Origin of the sequence: Bacillus cereus, assembly GCF_025917685.1 — a bacterium.
Taxonomy (GTDB): Bacteria; Bacillota; Bacilli; order Bacillales; family Bacillaceae_G; genus Bacillus_A; species Bacillus_A cereus_AT.
This window is the reverse complement of the sequence record NZ_CP089518.1, coordinates 3368083-3384811: the sequence shown is the minus strand read 5'-3', so window position 1 is coordinate 3384811 and position 16729 is coordinate 3368083. Positions and strand designations below refer to the sequence as shown.

The window sequence follows — 16729 nt, the reverse complement described above, 5'->3', positions numbered from 1 at the left end:
TTTGCTTTCTTTTTTTTATGTAAGAACAGGGAGAGTAGGTTTGAAGATGAAGGGGAAGTTACAAAATATTCATCCGTTAGGAATGACAATTATAATAGGGACTTTATTTGCGAGGTTCGCCACGTCAATGAGTATTCCATTTTTAGCAATTTATTTAACGACTGTTAAAGGGGTATCAGCTGGAATGACGGGTGCTATTATCGGAACGAGTGCACTTGTTGGAGTTTTTGCTAGTTTTATCGGAGGGAATTTATCGGATCGATTCGGCCGAAAGATGATTATAATATGGTCCATGATCGTTTGGGTGTTTGTATTTATAGGTTTTTCAGTTGCAGATCATGTTTTAAGTTTCTTTTTATTAAATGCTTTGAATGGATTATGTAGGTCCTTTTTTGAACCGACGTCAAGAGCCTTATTATCTGATTTAACGAAACCAGAGTATCGTTTACTCGTATATAATTTGCGTTATGGTGCAATAAATGTTGGAGTAGCGATTGGCCCACTTGTCGGATTACAGATTGGAAGCGCAAAATCAACAATTCCTTTTTTAGTAGCAGCTGGAGTATACATTTTATATACAGCTATATTGGCGTTCCAATTTAAGAAGTATCCACTGGAACGAAAGAAAATAAATAAAGAAAAGCCTGTTACAATGTTAAATGCTATTCGTATTTTGCGAAAGGATGTAGTATTTTTAGTTGCTTTAGTCGGTATTATTTTGAGTAATTGTGGCTTTTCACATTTAACGACGACAGTATCTCAATATTTTGCAAATGCACAAATCTTTCAGGATGGAGTGAAGTTGTTCTCATATATGCTAGCTTTAAATGCAATTACAGTAGTAGTTATTCAATACCCTGTTATTCAAATGTGCAAAAAGTATACACCGTTAGCATCAATTATGGTTGGGACTTTATTTGTGAGCGGAGGATTATTTGGGTTTGGACTAGTAGAATCTATGTTAGGGGCAGCTATTTGTACCATTATTTTTACATTTGGAGAAGTGTTAATGTTTTCAATGACAGATGTATTTATTGATGAAATCGCTGATTCCAATCTGAAAGGAACATACTTCGGAGCGATGGGCTTTTCAGGAATTGGAGGAGTAATTGGTCCTTGGTTTGGAGGAGTACTTCTCGATTATTACGGGTACCAAAATGGATTTGTAGTATTTTTAGCGCTAGCTATATTTTCAACTGTAGCATTTCCTGTACTTTTAGTTACAAAAGGCTTATTGAAAAAAAGATATGATAGAAATTTTAATATAGAAATGCATGCGAAATAAAATAAGCCCCAGCAAGTTACTGGGGCTTATTTTTGTATTTATGTTAACTCTCAATTTGAAAAAAGAACCTTCTTTTCATGCTTATCGGCAACTTCGTTTTTGGAAATATGAATGGCTAAAAATCCATTCTCTAAGCAGGCTAGCATCTTCTTATAAATAATATTAGCGGGTAAAGGAATGATCCGCTGTAAAGAAGTATTTTTATGAAGTATGCATATGTTTAGGCCTGTCTCCATCTTTTTAATGAGTACATTTTGTTCGGTCACATTTGGTACATCTGTTTCCAGAATGTATTCTTGTTCTGTTTCACAAAGGTCAATATGAATTTGATTTGGAAAACTAAAATTACTACAAGAATCAGAACAAAATTGATCCATCCATTCTTCGAAACCATCAACATGAAAAAGACAATCCTTCTTTTTCTTGCCCATGTAAGACACCCTCCGTAAAATCTCAATTCATACTATGTTATGCATGAATGAGCCAGGGGTGAAGAATAAATGGAAAAATATAAACATTGTATGTGGCAAAGGTAGCTAGTGTGAATGTTTTGTTTTACATATCATGATGCGCATGATTTTTTTGACGAGAATGATTACGGTTTTTTACTTTATGAGATCCGCTTAATGGCTCAGGTTGTCCTTTTTTTTCTTTAGATTCACGATTGTTTTTGCCCATTGTATATAACACCTCCTCTTCCTATTTAGAATGAGAGAAGTTTGCGAATTTATACGAGAATGTTTTTAGAAAAAAGGGTAAAGATAAATGGGACTAACTATTACAGAAAGGGGATCATATAATGCCATATCATAAAGATAAACAACAAGCTTTTCAAGCTGCACAGCAAGGAGTTACACAAGCAGAAAATTCATTTAACAATATCGTGAAAAATGATCCGAACTACGGTCATGATTTAAAAGAGTTACGCCAAGAGGTCCAGGAAGCGTATGAACAGATTCAAAATGCGCTAGAAGTAGCTTCGGAAACACAACGTCCACAACTTGAGCAATACGAAAATAATCTCCAAAATATTATGCGAAATGTAGATCAATTAGAAAAGTAAATGAGCTTGTTGTGAATTCAACAACCTCAAAACTTTTAGAGCTAATATGCAGAAACAAAAAATTGTTCTACTAATTTTTTCTTTAATTTGCGCAGTACATATATTTCAAGTGGAAAAAGTGGAAGCGAAAATGTTGCTCAGAAAAGAGCTAGAACCAACTGGCTATGTAACATGGGAAGTACCTAATAATGAAAAAATTATTGCAATTACATTTGATGATGGACCAGATCCAACTTATACACCACAAATATTGGATTTATTACGTCAATATAAAGCTGAAGCGACTTTTTTTATGATTGGATTTCGAGTTCAGCGTAATCCATATCTAGTAAAGAAAGTGCTAAAAGAGGGGCATGAAATTGGAAATCATACGATGAATCATTTGTATGCGAATAATTCATCAGATGAGAAATTAGAAAATGATATTTTAGATGGAAAGAAATATTTTGAAAAATGGGTGAAAGAACCTTTGTTATTCCGTCCTCCAGGCGGATATATTAACGATGCTGTATTTAAAACAGCTAAAGAAGCTGGTTATCAAACTGTTCTATGGTCGTGGCATCAAGACCCTCGTGATTGGGCAAACCCAGGTACTGAATCCATTGTAAATCATGTTGTGAAACATGCTAAAAGTGGAGATATTGTACTGCTGCACGATGGAGGTAGTGATCGTAGTCAGACAGTGGCGGCGTTATCGGAAATTTTACCTGAGCTTAAAAAGCAGGGGTATCGATTTGTAACCGTTTCGGAGTTATTACGTTATAAACATTAGAAAAAAACCCAAAAGGCAGACATACCTTTTGGGTTTTTTTGTTACTGATTCTTTTTACGTTTCTTATTATTTTGTCGCTCTGCTGGTGTTAAAGGTTCATTTGCAAACTCCTCGTTATAGCCAGCACCTTGCCCTTGTGCGGATGCAGCATTCATTCCTGAAATAGTATGATTTGCTTTTCGTTTATTCATTTTTCACACCTCTATAATGTTTTTTTATAGACGAACCATGAGTTGTTCATAGCATATATGAACGTAAAGTAAAACGCTGAAAGAGCGCTTTACTTTATGGTAATAGTATTCATAAAGAGCATGGACACTATTCAAATTTAGAAAGATAAAGAAAACTTATGATAATCCATAAGTTTCTTATTATTTACTTATTTAGAAAGTTGTAATAAGATATTATCGTAAGGTATTGAAAAGTTTGTCTACATTTTATATTCAGACAACTTAGTCACGTTTAACAGGGGGGAAACATAATGGTCAAACATAATCCATTTCAATCACGTGCAACTTTCGAAGTAGATGGAAAAACGTATCATTATTATCAATTGAAAGCGCTTGAAAACGCAGGGGTTGGCAACGTATCTCAATTACCATATTCCGTGAAAGTTTTACTTGAATCTGTACTTCGTCAAGTAGATGGACGCGTAATTACAGAAGAGCATGTTACAAATTTAGCAAAATGGGGAACGAAAGATGTGCAAGATATCGATGTTCCATTTAAACCATCTCGTGTAATTTTACAAGATTTCACTGGCGTTCCAGCTGTTGTAGATTTGGCTTCACTTCGTAAAGCAATGGCAGACATGGGCGGAGATCCTGATAAAATTAATCCGGAAATTACTGTAGACCTTGTAATTGACCACTCTGTACAGGTTGATAGAGCGGGTACGGCAGACGCGCTTGCATTCAACATGGACTTAGAGTTTAAACGTAATGAAGAACGTTATAAATTTTTAAGCTGGGCACAAAAATCATTTGATAACTATCGTGCAGTTCCGCCAGCAACAGGTATCGTACACCAAGTAAACCTTGAGTATTTAGCACCAGTTGTTCATGCTGTGAAAAATACTGAAGGTGACTTAGTTGCATACCCGGATTCATTAGTTGGAACAGACTCACATACAACAATGATTAACGGTATCGGTGTTCTTGGATGGGGCGTTGGTGGTATTGAAGCAGAGGCAGGAATGCTTGGACAGCCTTCATACTTCCCAGTACCTGAAGTAATCGGTGTGAAATTAACTGGTACACTTCCAAGTGGTACTACAGCAACAGACGTTGCATTAAAAGTAACGCAAGTGTTACGTCAAAAAGGTGTAGTTGGTAAATTCGTTGAGTTCTTCGGTAACGGACTAAAGAGCATGCCTTTAGCTGACCGTGCAACAATTTCAAATATGGCACCAGAATACGGTGCAACTTGTGGATTCTTCCCAATCGACGACATTTCATTAGAATACTTACGTTTAACAGGTAGAGATGAAGAGCAAATTCGCGTTGTTGAAGAATACTGTAAAGCGAACGGTTTATTCTATACAGCAGACAGTAAAGATCCAATTTACACTGATCTTGTTGAAATTGATTTAAATACAATCGAATCTAACCTTTCTGGACCGAAACGCCCACAAGATTTAATTCCACTTTCAGATATGAAAGATGCGTTCCACAAAGCTGTTGTAGCACCAGTCGGAACACAAGGACTTGGATTTAATGAGCAAGAGTTTGATAAAGAAGTGAAGGTTACATTAGAAGATAAAGAAGTAACGATGAAAACAGGTGCAATTGCAATCGCTGCAATTACAAGCTGTACAAATACATCAAATCCATACGTATTAATTGGAGCAGGTCTAGTTGCGAAAAAAGCAATTGAAAAAGGACTTGTAGTACCTGAGTACGTAAAAACATCATTAGCACCAGGATCTAAAGTTGTTACAGAGTACTTAGATAAATCTGGTTTAACAACGTATTTAGATCAATTAGGTTTCCAAACAGTTGGTTACGGCTGTACGACTTGTATCGGTAACTCTGGTCCATTAGCAGATGAATTAGAAGAAGCGATCGCAGCAAACGACTTATTAGTAACATCTGTTTTATCTGGTAACCGTAACTTTGAAGGTCGTATTCACCCACTTGTAAAAGCAAACTACTTAGCATCACCACCACTTGTTGTGGCATATGCACTTGCAGGTACTGTTGATATTGACCTGAAAAATGATGAAATCGGTAAAGATGCAAATGGCAATGCTGTTTACTTCAACGATATTTGGCCATCAGCTAAAGAAATTGAAGACGTAGTTCAAAATGTTGTTACATCTGAACTGTTCAAGAAAGAATATGCGCAAGTATTTAACAGCAATGAGCGTTGGAATGAAATCCAAACTTCAAATGAAGCTTTATATACTTGGGATAATGACTCAACATACATTCAAAACCCACCATTCTTTGAAGGTTTATCTAAAGAGCCAGGTGAAGTTGAAACATTATCAGGTTTACGCATAGTTGGTAAATTTGGTGACTCTGTAACGACAGACCACATCTCACCAGCAGGTTCAATCGGTAAGCATACACCAGCTGGACGCTACTTATTAGAAAACGGTGTACAACCAGTTGACTTTAACTCTTACGGTTCTCGCCGTGGTAACCATGAAGTCATGATGCGTGGTACATTCGCAAACATTCGTATTAAAAACCAAATCGCACCAGGAACAGAAGGCGGATATACAACATATTGGCCAACTGGTGAAGTAACATCTATCTATGATGCTGCTATGAAATATAAAGAAGATGGAACAGGTCTTCTAGTTGTTGCTGGTAAAGATTACGGTATGGGAAGTTCTCGTGACTGGGCTGCGAAAGGTACAAACTTATTAGGCATTAAAGCAGTAATCGCAGAAAGCTTCGAGCGTATTCACCGCAGTAACTTAGTATTAATGGGCGTATTACCACTTCAATTTAAAGATGGCGACAGCGCTGAAACGTTAGGTCTTGTTGGTAACGAGTCATTTGAAATTCAAATTGACAAAACAGTTAGACCACGCGATCTTGTAAAAGTAGTTGCAACCGATGCAGATGGCAATGAAAAACAATTTGAAGTAGTAGCTCGTTTCGATAGTGAAGTTGAAATTGACTACTACCGTCACGGTGGTATCCTGCAAATGGTTCTTCGTGAGAAAATTGAAGAGTCTAAAGTGTCGAACTAAATAATTGAAATAAACGATAAGGAAGCTAACAATTGTTAGCTTCCTTATTTTATGGAAAGGGATGAAACCATTTGGTTTCATCCTTTTCTTTTTACTATAAAAATGGAGGGAACATCATGAAAGAATATAAAAGAATATTGTTACCGTTACAGAAAGAAAAATTATTAGTAATAGCAGCTGTATGCAGTGGACTTTTTGCAGCTATTTTAAATTTATCTCGGCCACTATTTATGGGGCTAATTGTAGATAATCTTATTCAACGAGAGCTGAAGGGAGCATATCTTTACATTACTTTGTTTACAGTCAGCCGCTTGTTAATGTGGGTGAACAATCTTTCATTTGATTATGTAAGCTCAAAAGCGAGTCAGCGAATATTAAGAGAGAAGCGTATAGATGTATTGCGTCATTTTTTCCTATTACCATTTGAAGAAAGCGAGAAGGTAAAACAAGGAGAGCTAGAAACATTAGTCGTTTCTGATATCCCGAACTGGGTAAGGTTATATGGATCTATATTAGTCGAATATATTCATGCACTTGCGCAATTTATTGGTGCAATCATAGCGCTACAACATATAGAAATAGACTTTATATGGTGGATAACTCCGTTTTTATTTTTAAGCGCAATTGTTCCAATGGTTATGGGGAAAAAGGTAAGGAATATTGCGGATATTTCTCAAAAAAATCAATCAAGTGTTGTAGAGATGGTGTCACAGTTTGTAAAAGGTATACAAGATTTACGGAGTTTACAAAAAGAAAAATGGGCAATTCACTTATTTAAAGGAGTAACAGCACAATCTTATAAAACGGAAGTAAAGAAGACGATGATGCAACATTGCATTGGAATAGTTGGAACGGTGATTGAAACGGTCGCGTATATAGTTGTTCTTATTATAGGAGCACAAAAAATAATAAAAGGGGATATGGAAGTTGGATCGCTCGTTGCAGTATTAGCTACAATTGAGATGCTTTTTTTCCCTGTTCGTTATGCGAGTGATTTATTGATGATGACGCAAGTCGCAATCGCTTCGGCAAATCGAGTTTTTTGTTTTTTAGATATACAGGCTGAATACAGAAATGTAGAAAGAGCGATAGGAATCAGATTAACAAATGTTTCATTTCAAGAGAACGGTGAAGAGAGATGTAGAATTAAAAAAATTCATTTGCAAATTAATCCTGGCGAACTCGTTATCATTGTGGGGGAAAGTGGTGCAGGTAAAACGACGCTTTTAAAATTAATCACGGGCTTATATAAACCATCTAATGGTAGTATTGCTTATTATGGTAATAAAGCTTGTATGACTACTATATGGCAGGAACCTCGTTTTTTTCGAACGACAGTAAAAGAGAATATGTATTTCGGGGAAGAGCGCCTAGAAAAACAATTAGAAAAAAATATTGAACTTGTAAATGCGAAGCCGATTATTTGGAGGTTATCTGAAGGTATTCAGACTGTACTACATAAAAGCGGAGAAGAGTTTTCGGGAGGAGAGAGAAAGCGTCTGGCGTTATTGCGAGCGATTGTATCAAATCCGAATCTCATTATTTTAGATGAACCAACTTCGGGATTAGATCCGAACAATCAAGAAGTGGTTTGGAATATACTGAAAGGGCTAGGAGGGAATGTAACGAGAATTGTGACGACACATGATGTTGAGAGGGCGATGATAGCGGATCGAGTTGTCGTCATGAATAATGGGAGTATTGTGGAATGTGGGGATCCTAGAGAATTATTAACTTGTAAGTCATTGTTTAAAGAGATGCTAGTAAAAAGATAAGAGCTATATAGCGCTCTTATCTTTATTCACTCTTATTAAGTTGATACGTATAAGACTCTGGATCGTTAGTACTAAACTCTTTGACTAGAGTAAGTTGATTTGTATCCGGATTATATTTGAAAATTTTGACCGTATGTTCGCTACTTAGTGATGGATTATATTCTTGGATAGCAAATGTATTTTCAGCAATTTGTGTCATATTACTGGTTGAAACGTTTTCTACGGCATCATGATTTGTAGAAATTTTAACGACTCTTTCACCGTTGAAAAATAAAAGAACGATTACTAAAACAACTAAACATATTCGTATATAGCGAAGTTCTTTACTAATAGGATGCTCTCCCAAAACAATCATCCTTTCTATAACTATTGTATAGTAGTGGTGGTAGTCATCGTGAAGAAACTAAGAATACCGAGACCGGCTAAAAGGATAAATGAGATTAAAGCGATAAAGAGACAAATACGCCCAACTTGCTTTTTTTCAGGATCTTTACTGAAGAGCGAGACGATCCAAGTGATAATCCCGATTGGGGAAAATATAAAACTAAGAATATATAATAGTATTTTTTCAAATAGATTCATAAAAATCCCCCTTTTTGAAAGTTTTACATGTGCAGTTTTCTTCGTATTAGAGCTGCTATTATGTAGGAAAGTACAGAATAAATAGCACTATAAATAATCCAAACGTCTAAGTTTTGTAAAGTTAGGTGTATATCAAACCCCGAGACGATAATGAAAAAAATAAGTGGAACAGTAAAAGAAATAATAATAGCAGCCCATTTGAATTTGTATAGCAAGCCGCTAAAACAAATGCATAGTAATGGTAAAGTAAAGAAAACAAAAGTAAAAGGGTTGATAAGTAATTGTAAAATACATATCACCTCGCAGGTTTTGTATTTATTTCTAATTATATGATAAAAAGGTAAATATTTCATCTGTACTATAAATATTCTAACTATTTCGAATGTGAATATTTCCAAGCTTGTCCGTATAAGCTAAAATAAGGTATATAGTATCTTTGTGATTATGTTATAAGAAGAAAAACACGTTAGGGTGATATAAAATGTGGCGGAAGCTTACGATTATTACAGTGTTACTTTGTTTAGCGGGATATGCGGCTTATGAACAGTTTGGTAAAAAAGATCAGGCGGTACAGGGGAAGCAAGAAAAAAGTGAAGCTGCTATGAAAGAGATGATTGCAAGGAATGGTATTGAAATAGGGAAGAGTGCGCCAGACTTTGAATTAACTAAGTTAGATGGAACGCATGTAAAGTTATCTGATTTAAAAGGAAAGAAAGTGATTTTAAATTTTTGGGCAACGTGGTGTGGGCCTTGTCAGCAAGAAATGCCTGATATGGAGGCTTTCTATAAAGAACATAAAGAAAAAGTAGAAATTTTAGCAATAAATTATACGCCTTCAGAAAAAGGTGGGGGAGAAGAAAAGGTAAGCAATTTTGCTAAAGAAAAAGGAATTACTTTTCCTATTTTATTGGACAAGAACATTGATGTGACAACAGCTTATAAAGTAATTACCATACCAACTTCGTATTTTATAGATACAAAAGGTGTCATTCAAGATAAGTTCATTGGACCGATGACTCAAAAAGAGATGGAGAAACGGATTGCTAAATTAAAATAACGATGAAAAGGTAGAGATGGAATATAATCATTTCTGCCTTTTCTTTTTCAAGTAGTGAAAGCTTCGTGATATGATAAAAGAAATATAAACGTTTAGAGAAAAAGGAGTGTATTTGGAGTGGGGAATATATCCTTACCGTTAGATTATGTTGTAATTGATTTTGAAACAACAGGGTTTAACCCTTATAATGATAAAATTATTCAAGTAGCAGCAGTGAAATATCATAATCATGAACTGGTAGATCAGTTTGTTTCATATGTAAATCCGGAGCGTCCAATTCCGAACCGAATTACGAGTTTAACAGGTATTACAAATTATCGTGTATCGGATGCACCGACAATTGAAGAAGTGTTACCGTTATTTTTAGCGTTTTTACATACAAATGTTATCGTGGCTCATAATGCTTCTTTTGATATGCGTTTTTTGAAAAGTAATGTAAATATGCTTGGATTACCTGAGCCTAAAAATAAAGTAATTGATACGGTGTTTTTAGCTAAGAAATATATGAAGCACGCACCTAATCATAAACTTGAAACGTTAAAGCGAATGCTTGGAATTCGCTTAAGTTCTCATAATGCATTTGACGATTGTATTACGTGCGCGGCTGTTTATCAAAAATGTGCATCTATTGAAGTAGATGGGAAACGAAAAGTAAATAAGGTCGTACTTGATGAAACTGCGGTATACGAAGCAGTGAAAGAGATACTTGTACGTAATAGACGAAATGTAGAATGGCTACGTTGTATGAACGTAGGTAGTTATCTAGATATAAAAGCTTTTTATCCAGTTATGAGATTAAAGGTAAAAGGGCGAAAGAAATACGTATTAACAGAGATATTAGAAGATGATGTCAAGGGAATATGTACGAGTTTAAAATGTGAACCGGCGTTAAAAAGTGAAGTTGGTAATACGAGAATTATGCTTAATAACTTAGAGGATGTCTTGAAATTAGAAAGTTATATTTTAGAACAGTATGATTTTGTATTACAGGCGCTTCATGATTATAAAGAAAATGAAAAGAATGCAGATGAAAAACTGAAAGAGTATTTAAATGTTATGGTATAAAAAAACTCCGTGTGCAAAATATTGTACACGGAGTTTTTTTAGGAGTACTAAAACATAAAATTTTCTTGCAAATCTGATTAAAGAGTTTTTCATTTGCTCATACTATGTAGTAAGAAAGCAAAGGAGAAAGGGTGAGCAGCATGAGAAGAAGTCGCCGTAAATCGTTTGAAGAACTTGTAAATGAAAATAAACAACAATTATTAAGCGATCGTGATGCAATCGATCGAATTGAAGAACGTATTGAAAAACGTTATGAAATGAAACTTTTTAAGCAGGCTGAATAATTCTTAACACTAGTACGATACTAGTGTTAAGGAGGCGATAGTAATGGGTAATCCGAAAAAGAATTCAAAAGACTTTGCACCAAATCAAATTGGAACACAATCGAAAAAAGCTGGTGGCAATAAAGGGAAGCAAATGCAAGACCAAACTGGCAAACAACCAATTGTAGATAACGGTTAGAAAAGAAGGATATTATCATTCTTCTTTTTTGTGAGGGAATTAAAGGTGTATTTTCAACAGCAATATGAAAAAAGGGCTGACTTATGTCAGCCTTTTTTCGTGATTGTGAAGTTTTCAACGAGTAAACGCCAATTTTGTGGGAATGGTAGGCCAATCTTCCAATAGCTAATACCGCCTATACCTTGTTCCTTCATTAAATTAAATTTACTTTGAACGGACCGTGAATCTTCAAACCAAACTTCGTGTTGTACGCCGTTTTCGTCAAAGTAATTGAAATGAGGAGCTTGAGCCGTGAAGTCATAGCGGATAGGAACATTATATTTACGAGCTAGTGCAACAGCTGCAACAGAGCTGATTGCTTTTGCGGGTGGATTTCCTTGTTTGAACGGAAGTTTCCAATCGAAACCATATAAATTTTGCCCCATCATAATTTTTTGTGGTGGCATTTGAGATTTTGCATATTGAAGTACTTCTTTCACAGGCCCGATAGGAGAAATCGCCATCGGTGGTCCGCCTTGCCAACCCCAGTCGTATGTCATAATGACGACGAAATCAACAATTTGCCCTTGTGCTTTATAATCATGAGCCTCAAAAAATTTCCCTTTTTGATTGGAACTTGTTTTTGGTACAAGCGTTGTACTTAATGTGTACCCGCTAGGTAAGCGTGTTTTCACATTTCGTAAAAAACGATTATACGCTTCGCGATCTTCAGGTGCTACATTCTCGAAATCAAAATGAATGTCTCGCATGCCGTATTTTTCAGCTGTTTGCAAAATGTTAGTAATAAATTTGTTTTGAATGGTTGGGTTACGCAACAAAACAGATGTTAGTTCAGGACTAAAGTTCCCGTTTTCGATATTTGTAATAACGAGCATAGGGATGGTTTTACCTTGCGTTGCAATATTAGCGATTTTCGCTGTTTCCGTTGGTTCTTTTAAAGTGCCGTCTCTTTTTGCTTCAAAGCTGAAGTAGGCTAAATAGGTTAAAAATGGATTAATAGCACGTGTAGCATTTACTAAACTTTCTTTTATCGGTATTGTTGAAGGCTGTAAATAAGCGATGGATTCTACTGCTCGTTTTGTACCTTTTGGTATATATAATTGTTGGCCGACATGGAGAATAGATTTTAATGAAAGATTATTAACTTTAGCTAAGCTAGCGAGAGGAACGTTATACGTTTGAGAAATTCGATATAAGCTGTCACCAGGCTGTACATAATAATTATTGCCTTTTGTATTAACAATAAGTGCCTGACCAACAACGAGTGTTTCAGCTGGATTTAGTCCATTGTCTTTTACAATTTCTTCAGGTGTAGATCCGTACTTTGATGCTAAACCATAAACACTATCACCGCTACGAACAGTTACAATTTGGATCATATACTTGCCCCTTTCGGTAAAAGATTCACTGTTTTTATTTTATTTTTGATTCCACTGTATTATGATTAAATGTATGCAAGGTAGCAGAAGTGAAAGAAGGCGAATAGAAATGTTTGTAGCAGAACATGAAGTTGAAATCCGCTATGCGGAAACAGACCAGATGGGTGTTGTTTACCATTCAAACTATTTAGTGTGGCTGGAACTTGGGCGCACTAAACTTATACAAGAATTAGGATTTTCATATGTTGAAATGGAGAAAGAGGGAATTATTTCTCCTGTATTAGACTTGCAAATTTCATATCGTAAAGCGATGCGTTACGGAGAAAAAGCAATTGTGAAAACGTGGATTGATACTGTGAGCCCGCTTCGTGTTGTATATGGTTATGAAATATATAACGGTGATGGTGAGCTTTGCATTACTGCAAGTACAACGAATATTTGTGCGAAAAAAGAAGGGTTCCGCCCTGTATCATTTAAAAAATTATATCCTGAGTGGTATGCGAAATATGAGGAAATTAAAAAGAAATAAAAAAAGCGTGGCAGAAGCCACGCTTTTTTTATTTTTCATAATTAAATTGGGGGAAATCATCACCGTCGTTAAATGTAACAGATAAATTATGTCCATCGAAGAACCACTCATCATCGCCTTCAATAAAGAAGTTAATACCTTCTTCTTGAGTTTGAACAGCAGGGTGCGCAGGGTCATCTTTACGAATACCTAAAGAAAGTCCTTTTTGTACAGTACTGCAACCGCCGTATTGTACGAAAAGGCGTAGTGTTTCACCCGATTGTAAGTGTAATTCGTTTTTATACCATTGTGCTGCTTCTTTTGTTACGGAAAGATTCATGTATAGTTCCTCCAAATTATGTTGCTTTTTCTTTAGTATAAAAAATAACGCAAAAAGACGCTATTAATATGCTTCACGTTTTCTTTTTGCGTTATGTGGGTTACGATCTTATTTTTGCTTTTTTGAAAAGTTTGCTTTCGGTTCAGTTTTATTTATAATTCGCCCGATATTTGCACGGTGTTTATAAATAACCATACCTGCTAATAAACACATCGCAATAATGAAGATTTTATCCCCGCTAACAATTGATGCAATAACAGCAACGACAGCTGTTACCATAGAAGAAAGTGATACGTATCTTGTTGTAAATAAAAGGCTGAAAAAGACAACAGCTAATATTGCAAAAACAATAGGTGAATAGCATAATAGCACCCCAGCAGAAGTTGCAACTGCTTTCCCCCCGCGGAATTTCGCGAAGATTGGATATACATGTCCAAGAACAGCTGCTAATCCAAACCATAGTGGGTGAACATCTAACCCGAAAATAATCGGTAGACTTGTTGCTAATGTACCTTTTAAAATGTCAGCAATTGTAACGATAAAACCCGCTTTTTTCCCTAGTGTACGGAATGTATTTGTTCCGCCTAAATTACCGCTTCCATGCTCACGAATGTCAATTCCATAGCCAATTTTTCCAACGACTAATGCAAACGGAATCGAGCCAAGTAAGTAGGCAACGATAAATAAAAGATATGTAATAATCATGAGTTCAGTCTCCTTTATACAAATGTGTTGATAAAGGGTAAAAAGAGTTTTTCCCGTATATTGTACCATACATTTGTAAAGAGCACATTTCTTTTTTACAAATGAAAAAGTCATTAATTTTTAAAAAAACTTTCACAGGAATGTTACATTTTTCATAAATACACTAGAACTATATGTTGTATGATTTTAATCAAAAGACAACAACATGTTGGTGGAGGGTTATGAATGTTGAAACAAAATGTACGTGGAGAAGAATTAATGAAAGTATTTGAGACAATTATCCACGGTAATGAACAAGATTTAATGCAGGAAAATGCAAATGTAGATGGCCGATCTCCAATGGGAGTGATGGGAACGTTCGCATCTGAGAGCGCAAAGTATTATGCTGTAGCAAATTTACTATCAGATCAAGTGAAAAAAGCGATAGATCAAAATATATTATATCCACATGATTTGGATTTTTATGCGACAGGAACGACGACTTGTTCGCAAATTCCGTTAGCACAAATGCTTGCTAACGGTTTTCATACCGGACATGGACATATGAGACAACCGCAAGACATTAAAAGTGCATTGGCTCTTTCGTCTATTATTTTTCAAGCGAATCAAAATATGCAGCACGGTGGTCAATCGTTTGCACTCTTTGATATTGATTTAGCTCCATATGTGAGAAAAACAGTAGCGAGACATAAGAAACGATTACAGTCATATCCGCTTACAAAAGAACAGATAGAAGAATTTGCATGGAAAGAAACAGAAAATGATACGTATCAGGCGTGTGAAGCGTTTATTCACAATTCAAATAGTATGCACAGTAGGGGCGGGGGACAAGTACCGTTTATTTCTATTAACTATGGAACAGACACATCAAAAGAGGGACGGTTATTGGTTAGACAGCTTTTAAAAGCGACACAAGCGGGTCTTGGTAAAGGGGAAACACCAATTTTTCCTATTCAAATTTTTAAAATGAAAAAAGGTGTGAACTTTGAAGAATGTGATTCGAACTATGATTTATTTGAATTAGCGTTAGAGACAACGGCTGAACGATTATTCCCTAACTTTTCATTTTTAGATGCGCCATTTAATGCAGTGCATTATGATGGCCGACCGGAAAGTGAAGTATGTTACATGGGATGTCGTACTCGTGTTATGTCTAATATACATGGAGAAGAAACAGCGATTGGAAGAGGGAATTTATCATTTACGTCTATAAACTTAGTGAAATTAGCGTTAATTAGTGGTTCAAAAGAAGCGTTCTTTGAAGCGTTAAATTATTATTTAGATTTAGGAATTAAGCAATTATTAGAGAGATTTGAGTATCAATGTACGAAGCGAGCGAGAGATTTTCGATTTTTATATTCACAAGGTGTATGGCGCGGTGGAGAAAAGTTACAGCCTGAAGATTCTGTAGCATCCATTTTAAAACAAGGGACGTTAAGTCTTGGTTTTATCGGTCTTGCGGAATGTTTAGTAGCTTTAAGAGGAAAGCATCACGGAGAAGATGAAGAATCATGGAAACTCGGGTATGAAATCATTTCCTTTATGAGAGATAGAATGGATAAAGCGACAGAAGAACATGAACTGAACTTCTCAGTAATTGCAACTCCTGCCGAAGGGCTATCAGGGAAGTTTGTGAAAAAAGATAGGGAGGAATTTGGTGTGATTAGCGGTATAACGAACCATAATTATTATACGAATTCATTCCATATCCCAGTTTACTATAACATTCAAGCTATAAAAAAAATTCGTTTAGAGGGACCTTTCCATGCCCTATGTAACGGGGGACATATTACGTATATTGAACTAGACGGAGCAGCTATGCATAACAAAAAGGCATTAAAGCAAATTGTGCAAGCGATGGCAGAGAATGGCGTTGGCTACGGTTCAATTAATCATCCAGTTGATCGTTGTAAGTGCTGTAGTTATCATGGAGTTATTGGGAATGAATGTCCAAGCTGTGGAAATGAAGATGAAGCTAATATAGAAAGAATTCGCCGTATAACGGGCTATCTTGTAGGAGATATGTCGAAGTGGAATAGTGCGAAACGTAGTGAAGAGATGGATCGGGTGAAGCATAAATGAAAGTTATGAACATCATTCATGATAGTGTAGTAGATGGAGAAGGATTGCGGACAGTCGTGTTTTTTGCGGGCTGTCCGCATCGTTGTTTCGGGTGCCATAATCCGGCATCTTGGAATGTTTGCAATGGAACTGAAATGACGGTAGAAGAGATTGTGAAAGAGATTGCAAGTAATCCATTAACTGATGTAACATTTTCAGGTGGAGATCCATTCTTCCAAGCTGCTGAAGTGAAAAAAGTAGCAAAAGTTGTGAAAGGTTTGAAAAAAAATCTATGGATGTATACAGGTTATACGTTAGAAGAGATACAGAGTTCTCAAAATAATGATATGATAGAGTTGTTACATTATGGGGATGTTTTAGTCGATGGAAGATTTGAAATCGAGAAAAAAGATTTAACACTTCCATTTCGCGGAAGCTCCAATCAACGTATTATTCGATTGAAAGAGTAA

At 35.8% G+C, this 16729-nt stretch carries 20 protein-coding genes; 12 read left to right on the top strand and 8 right to left on the bottom strand.

All coding sequences use genetic code 11. From position 1 onward, the window contains the following. The first annotated feature begins 46 nt into the window (after positions 1-46). Positions 47-1285, top strand: a complete 1239-nt coding sequence (locus tag LUS72_RS17520) for an MDR family MFS transporter (protein ID WP_264447553.1) — start codon at positions 47-49, stop codon at positions 1283-1285. A 50-nt stretch (positions 1286-1335) separates the two neighbouring features. On the opposite strand, the gene LUS72_RS17515 is transcribed toward LUS72_RS17520, so the two are convergent. After that, positions 1336-1716 (bottom strand): Hsp20/alpha crystallin family protein, encoded by a 381-nt coding sequence (locus tag LUS72_RS17515; protein ID WP_141533354.1) that lies wholly within the window; start codon positions 1714-1716, stop codon positions 1336-1338. 124 nt (positions 1717-1840) lie between these two features. After that, positions 1841-1963, bottom strand: coding sequence for a small acid-soluble spore protein P (locus tag LUS72_RS17510; RefSeq protein WP_000517651.1), 123 nt, complete (start codon positions 1961-1963; stop codon positions 1841-1843). A 121-nt stretch (positions 1964-2084) separates the two neighbouring features. Between LUS72_RS17510 and LUS72_RS17505 the strand changes: the two genes are divergently transcribed. Together LUS72_RS17505 and pdaB are read left to right on the top strand one after the other, a co-directional pair. Next, positions 2085-2348 carry a hypothetical protein gene (locus LUS72_RS17505; protein WP_001146300.1) on the top strand — a complete coding sequence of 88 codons (264 nt, stop codon included), beginning with the start codon at positions 2085-2087 and terminating at the stop codon, positions 2346-2348. Positions 2349-2394: 46 nt separating this feature from the next. Continuing rightward, the gene (gene pdaB, locus LUS72_RS17500) at positions 2395-3120 is read left to right on the top strand and encodes a polysaccharide deacetylase family sporulation protein PdaB (protein WP_141533353.1); all 726 of its coding nucleotides are present in this window, start codon (positions 2395-2397) and stop codon (positions 3118-3120) included. Positions 3121-3161: 41 nt separating this feature from the next. On the opposite strand, the gene sspO is transcribed toward pdaB, so the two are convergent. Continuing rightward, positions 3162-3311 (bottom strand): acid-soluble spore protein SspO, encoded by a 150-nt coding sequence (sspO, locus tag LUS72_RS17495; protein WP_097829070.1) that lies wholly within the window; start codon positions 3309-3311, stop codon positions 3162-3164. A 290-nt stretch (positions 3312-3601) separates the two neighbouring features. Here sspO and acnA point away from each other — a divergent pair, with 290 nt between their 5' ends. Then, a complete protein-coding gene (gene acnA / locus LUS72_RS17490; RefSeq protein ID WP_264447550.1) occupies positions 3602-6325 on the top strand; it encodes an aconitate hydratase AcnA in 2724 nt (907 codons plus the stop codon). Between the two features lie 116 nt (positions 6326-6441). Next, entirely contained in the window at positions 6442-8100 is a 1659-nt protein-coding gene (locus tag LUS72_RS17485; RefSeq protein WP_141536796.1) for an ABC transporter ATP-binding protein, read from the top strand. Positions 8101-8122: 22 nt separating this feature from the next. Here the strand turns inward: LUS72_RS17485 and LUS72_RS17480 are convergent, their stop codons facing one another. Both LUS72_RS17480 and LUS72_RS17475 read right to left on the bottom strand, forming a co-directional pair. Then, positions 8123-8455 carry a YmzC family protein gene (locus LUS72_RS17480; RefSeq protein WP_097829067.1) on the bottom strand — a complete coding sequence of 111 codons (333 nt, stop codon included), beginning with the start codon at positions 8453-8455 and terminating at the stop codon, positions 8123-8125. An 11-nt stretch (positions 8456-8466) separates the two neighbouring features. Then, entirely contained in the window at positions 8467-8682 is a 216-nt protein-coding gene (locus LUS72_RS17475; protein ID WP_097829066.1) for a hypothetical protein, read from the bottom strand. A 481-nt stretch (positions 8683-9163) separates the two neighbouring features. Between LUS72_RS17475 and LUS72_RS17470 the strand changes: the two genes are divergently transcribed. The 4 genes from LUS72_RS17470 (at position 9164) to sspN (ending at position 11266) form a co-directional block, all read left to right on the top strand. Continuing rightward, positions 9164-9739, top strand: coding sequence for a redoxin domain-containing protein (locus tag LUS72_RS17470; RefSeq protein WP_097829064.1), 576 nt, complete (start codon positions 9164-9166; stop codon positions 9737-9739). Between the two features lie 117 nt (positions 9740-9856). Then, positions 9857-10804: a 3'-5' exonuclease gene (locus LUS72_RS17465; RefSeq protein ID WP_264447545.1), complete on the top strand. Its 948-nt coding sequence runs from the start codon at positions 9857-9859 to the stop codon at positions 10802-10804. A 140-nt stretch (positions 10805-10944) separates the two neighbouring features. After that, positions 10945-11088, top strand: coding sequence for an FbpB family small basic protein (locus LUS72_RS17460; RefSeq protein ID WP_001254699.1), 144 nt, complete (start codon positions 10945-10947; stop codon positions 11086-11088). A gap of 43 nt (positions 11089-11131) precedes the next feature. Next, the gene (sspN, locus tag LUS72_RS17455) at positions 11132-11266 is read left to right on the top strand and encodes an acid-soluble spore protein SspN (RefSeq protein WP_000527988.1); all 135 of its coding nucleotides are present in this window, start codon (positions 11132-11134) and stop codon (positions 11264-11266) included. 86 nt (positions 11267-11352) lie between these two features. Here the strand turns inward: sspN and LUS72_RS17450 are convergent, their stop codons facing one another. Next, positions 11353-12645 (bottom strand): glycoside hydrolase family 18 protein, encoded by a 1293-nt coding sequence (locus LUS72_RS17450; RefSeq protein ID WP_097829062.1) that lies wholly within the window; start codon positions 12643-12645, stop codon positions 11353-11355. 109 nt (positions 12646-12754) lie between these two features. Between LUS72_RS17450 and LUS72_RS17445 the strand changes: the two genes are divergently transcribed. Next, entirely contained in the window at positions 12755-13174 is a 420-nt protein-coding gene (locus LUS72_RS17445; RefSeq protein ID WP_000495819.1) for an acyl-CoA thioesterase, read from the top strand. Positions 13175-13202: 28 nt separating this feature from the next. On the opposite strand, the gene LUS72_RS17440 is transcribed toward LUS72_RS17445, so the two are convergent. Next, positions 13203-13493, bottom strand: coding sequence for a HesB/YadR/YfhF family protein (locus LUS72_RS17440; protein WP_097829061.1), 291 nt, complete (start codon positions 13491-13493; stop codon positions 13203-13205). A 108-nt stretch (positions 13494-13601) separates the two neighbouring features. Beyond that, the gene (gene plsY / locus LUS72_RS17435) at positions 13602-14198 is read right to left on the bottom strand and encodes a glycerol-3-phosphate 1-O-acyltransferase PlsY (RefSeq protein ID WP_097829060.1); all 597 of its coding nucleotides are present in this window, start codon (positions 14196-14198) and stop codon (positions 13602-13604) included. Between the two features lie 225 nt (positions 14199-14423). On the opposite strand from plsY, the gene LUS72_RS17430 reads away from it, so the two are divergent. Then, positions 14424-16280, top strand: a complete 1857-nt coding sequence (locus LUS72_RS17430) for an anaerobic ribonucleoside triphosphate reductase (RefSeq protein WP_097829059.1) — start codon at positions 14424-14426, stop codon at positions 16278-16280. Further along, complete coding sequence (gene nrdG, locus LUS72_RS17425; protein ID WP_097829058.1) at positions 16277-16729, top strand: anaerobic ribonucleoside-triphosphate reductase activating protein; 453 nt, start codon at positions 16277-16279, stop codon at positions 16727-16729. Before LUS72_RS17430 ends, nrdG begins: the two co-directional genes overlap by 4 nt.

Bases quoted from the DNA above. Each gene is read 5' to 3' on its own strand.
- LUS72_RS17520 (WP_264447553.1), top strand. From the start codon at position 47: ATGAAGGGGAAGTTACAAAATATTCATCCGTTAGGAATGACAATTATA.
- LUS72_RS17515 (WP_141533354.1), bottom strand. From the start codon at position 1,716: ATGGGCAAGAAAAAGAAGGATTGTCTTTTTCATGTTGATGGTTTCGAA.
- LUS72_RS17510 (WP_000517651.1), bottom strand. From the start codon at position 1,963: ATGGGCAAAAACAATCGTGAATCTAAAGAAAAAAAAGGACAACCTGAG.
- LUS72_RS17505 (WP_001146300.1), top strand. From the start codon at position 2,085: ATGCCATATCATAAAGATAAACAACAAGCTTTTCAAGCTGCACAGCAA.
- pdaB (WP_141533353.1), top strand. From the start codon at position 2,395: ATGCAGAAACAAAAAATTGTTCTACTAATTTTTTCTTTAATTTGCGCA.
- sspO (WP_097829070.1), bottom strand. From the start codon at position 3,311: ATGAATAAACGAAAAGCAAATCATACTATTTCAGGAATGAATGCTGCA.
- acnA (WP_264447550.1), top strand. From the start codon at position 3,602: ATGGTCAAACATAATCCATTTCAATCACGTGCAACTTTCGAAGTAGAT.
- LUS72_RS17485 (WP_141536796.1), top strand. From the start codon at position 6,442: ATGAAAGAATATAAAAGAATATTGTTACCGTTACAGAAAGAAAAATTA.
- LUS72_RS17480 (WP_097829067.1), bottom strand. From the start codon at position 8,455: ATGATTGTTTTGGGAGAGCATCCTATTAGTAAAGAACTTCGCTATATA.
- LUS72_RS17475 (WP_097829066.1), bottom strand. From the start codon at position 8,682: ATGAATCTATTTGAAAAAATACTATTATATATTCTTAGTTTTATATTT.
- LUS72_RS17470 (WP_097829064.1), top strand. From the start codon at position 9,164: ATGTGGCGGAAGCTTACGATTATTACAGTGTTACTTTGTTTAGCGGGA.
- LUS72_RS17460 (WP_001254699.1), top strand. From the start codon at position 10,945: ATGAGAAGAAGTCGCCGTAAATCGTTTGAAGAACTTGTAAATGAAAAT.
- sspN (WP_000527988.1), top strand. From the start codon at position 11,132: ATGGGTAATCCGAAAAAGAATTCAAAAGACTTTGCACCAAATCAAATT.
- LUS72_RS17450 (WP_097829062.1), bottom strand. From the start codon at position 12,645: ATGATCCAAATTGTAACTGTTCGTAGCGGTGATAGTGTTTATGGTTTA.
- LUS72_RS17445 (WP_000495819.1), top strand. From the start codon at position 12,755: ATGTTTGTAGCAGAACATGAAGTTGAAATCCGCTATGCGGAAACAGAC.
- LUS72_RS17440 (WP_097829061.1), bottom strand. From the start codon at position 13,493: ATGAATCTTTCCGTAACAAAAGAAGCAGCACAATGGTATAAAAACGAA.
- plsY (WP_097829060.1), bottom strand. From the start codon at position 14,198: ATGATTATTACATATCTTTTATTTATCGTTGCCTACTTACTTGGCTCG.
- LUS72_RS17430 (WP_097829059.1), top strand. From the start codon at position 14,424: ATGTTGAAACAAAATGTACGTGGAGAAGAATTAATGAAAGTATTTGAG.
- nrdG (WP_097829058.1), top strand. From the start codon at position 16,277: ATGAAAGTTATGAACATCATTCATGATAGTGTAGTAGATGGAGAAGGA.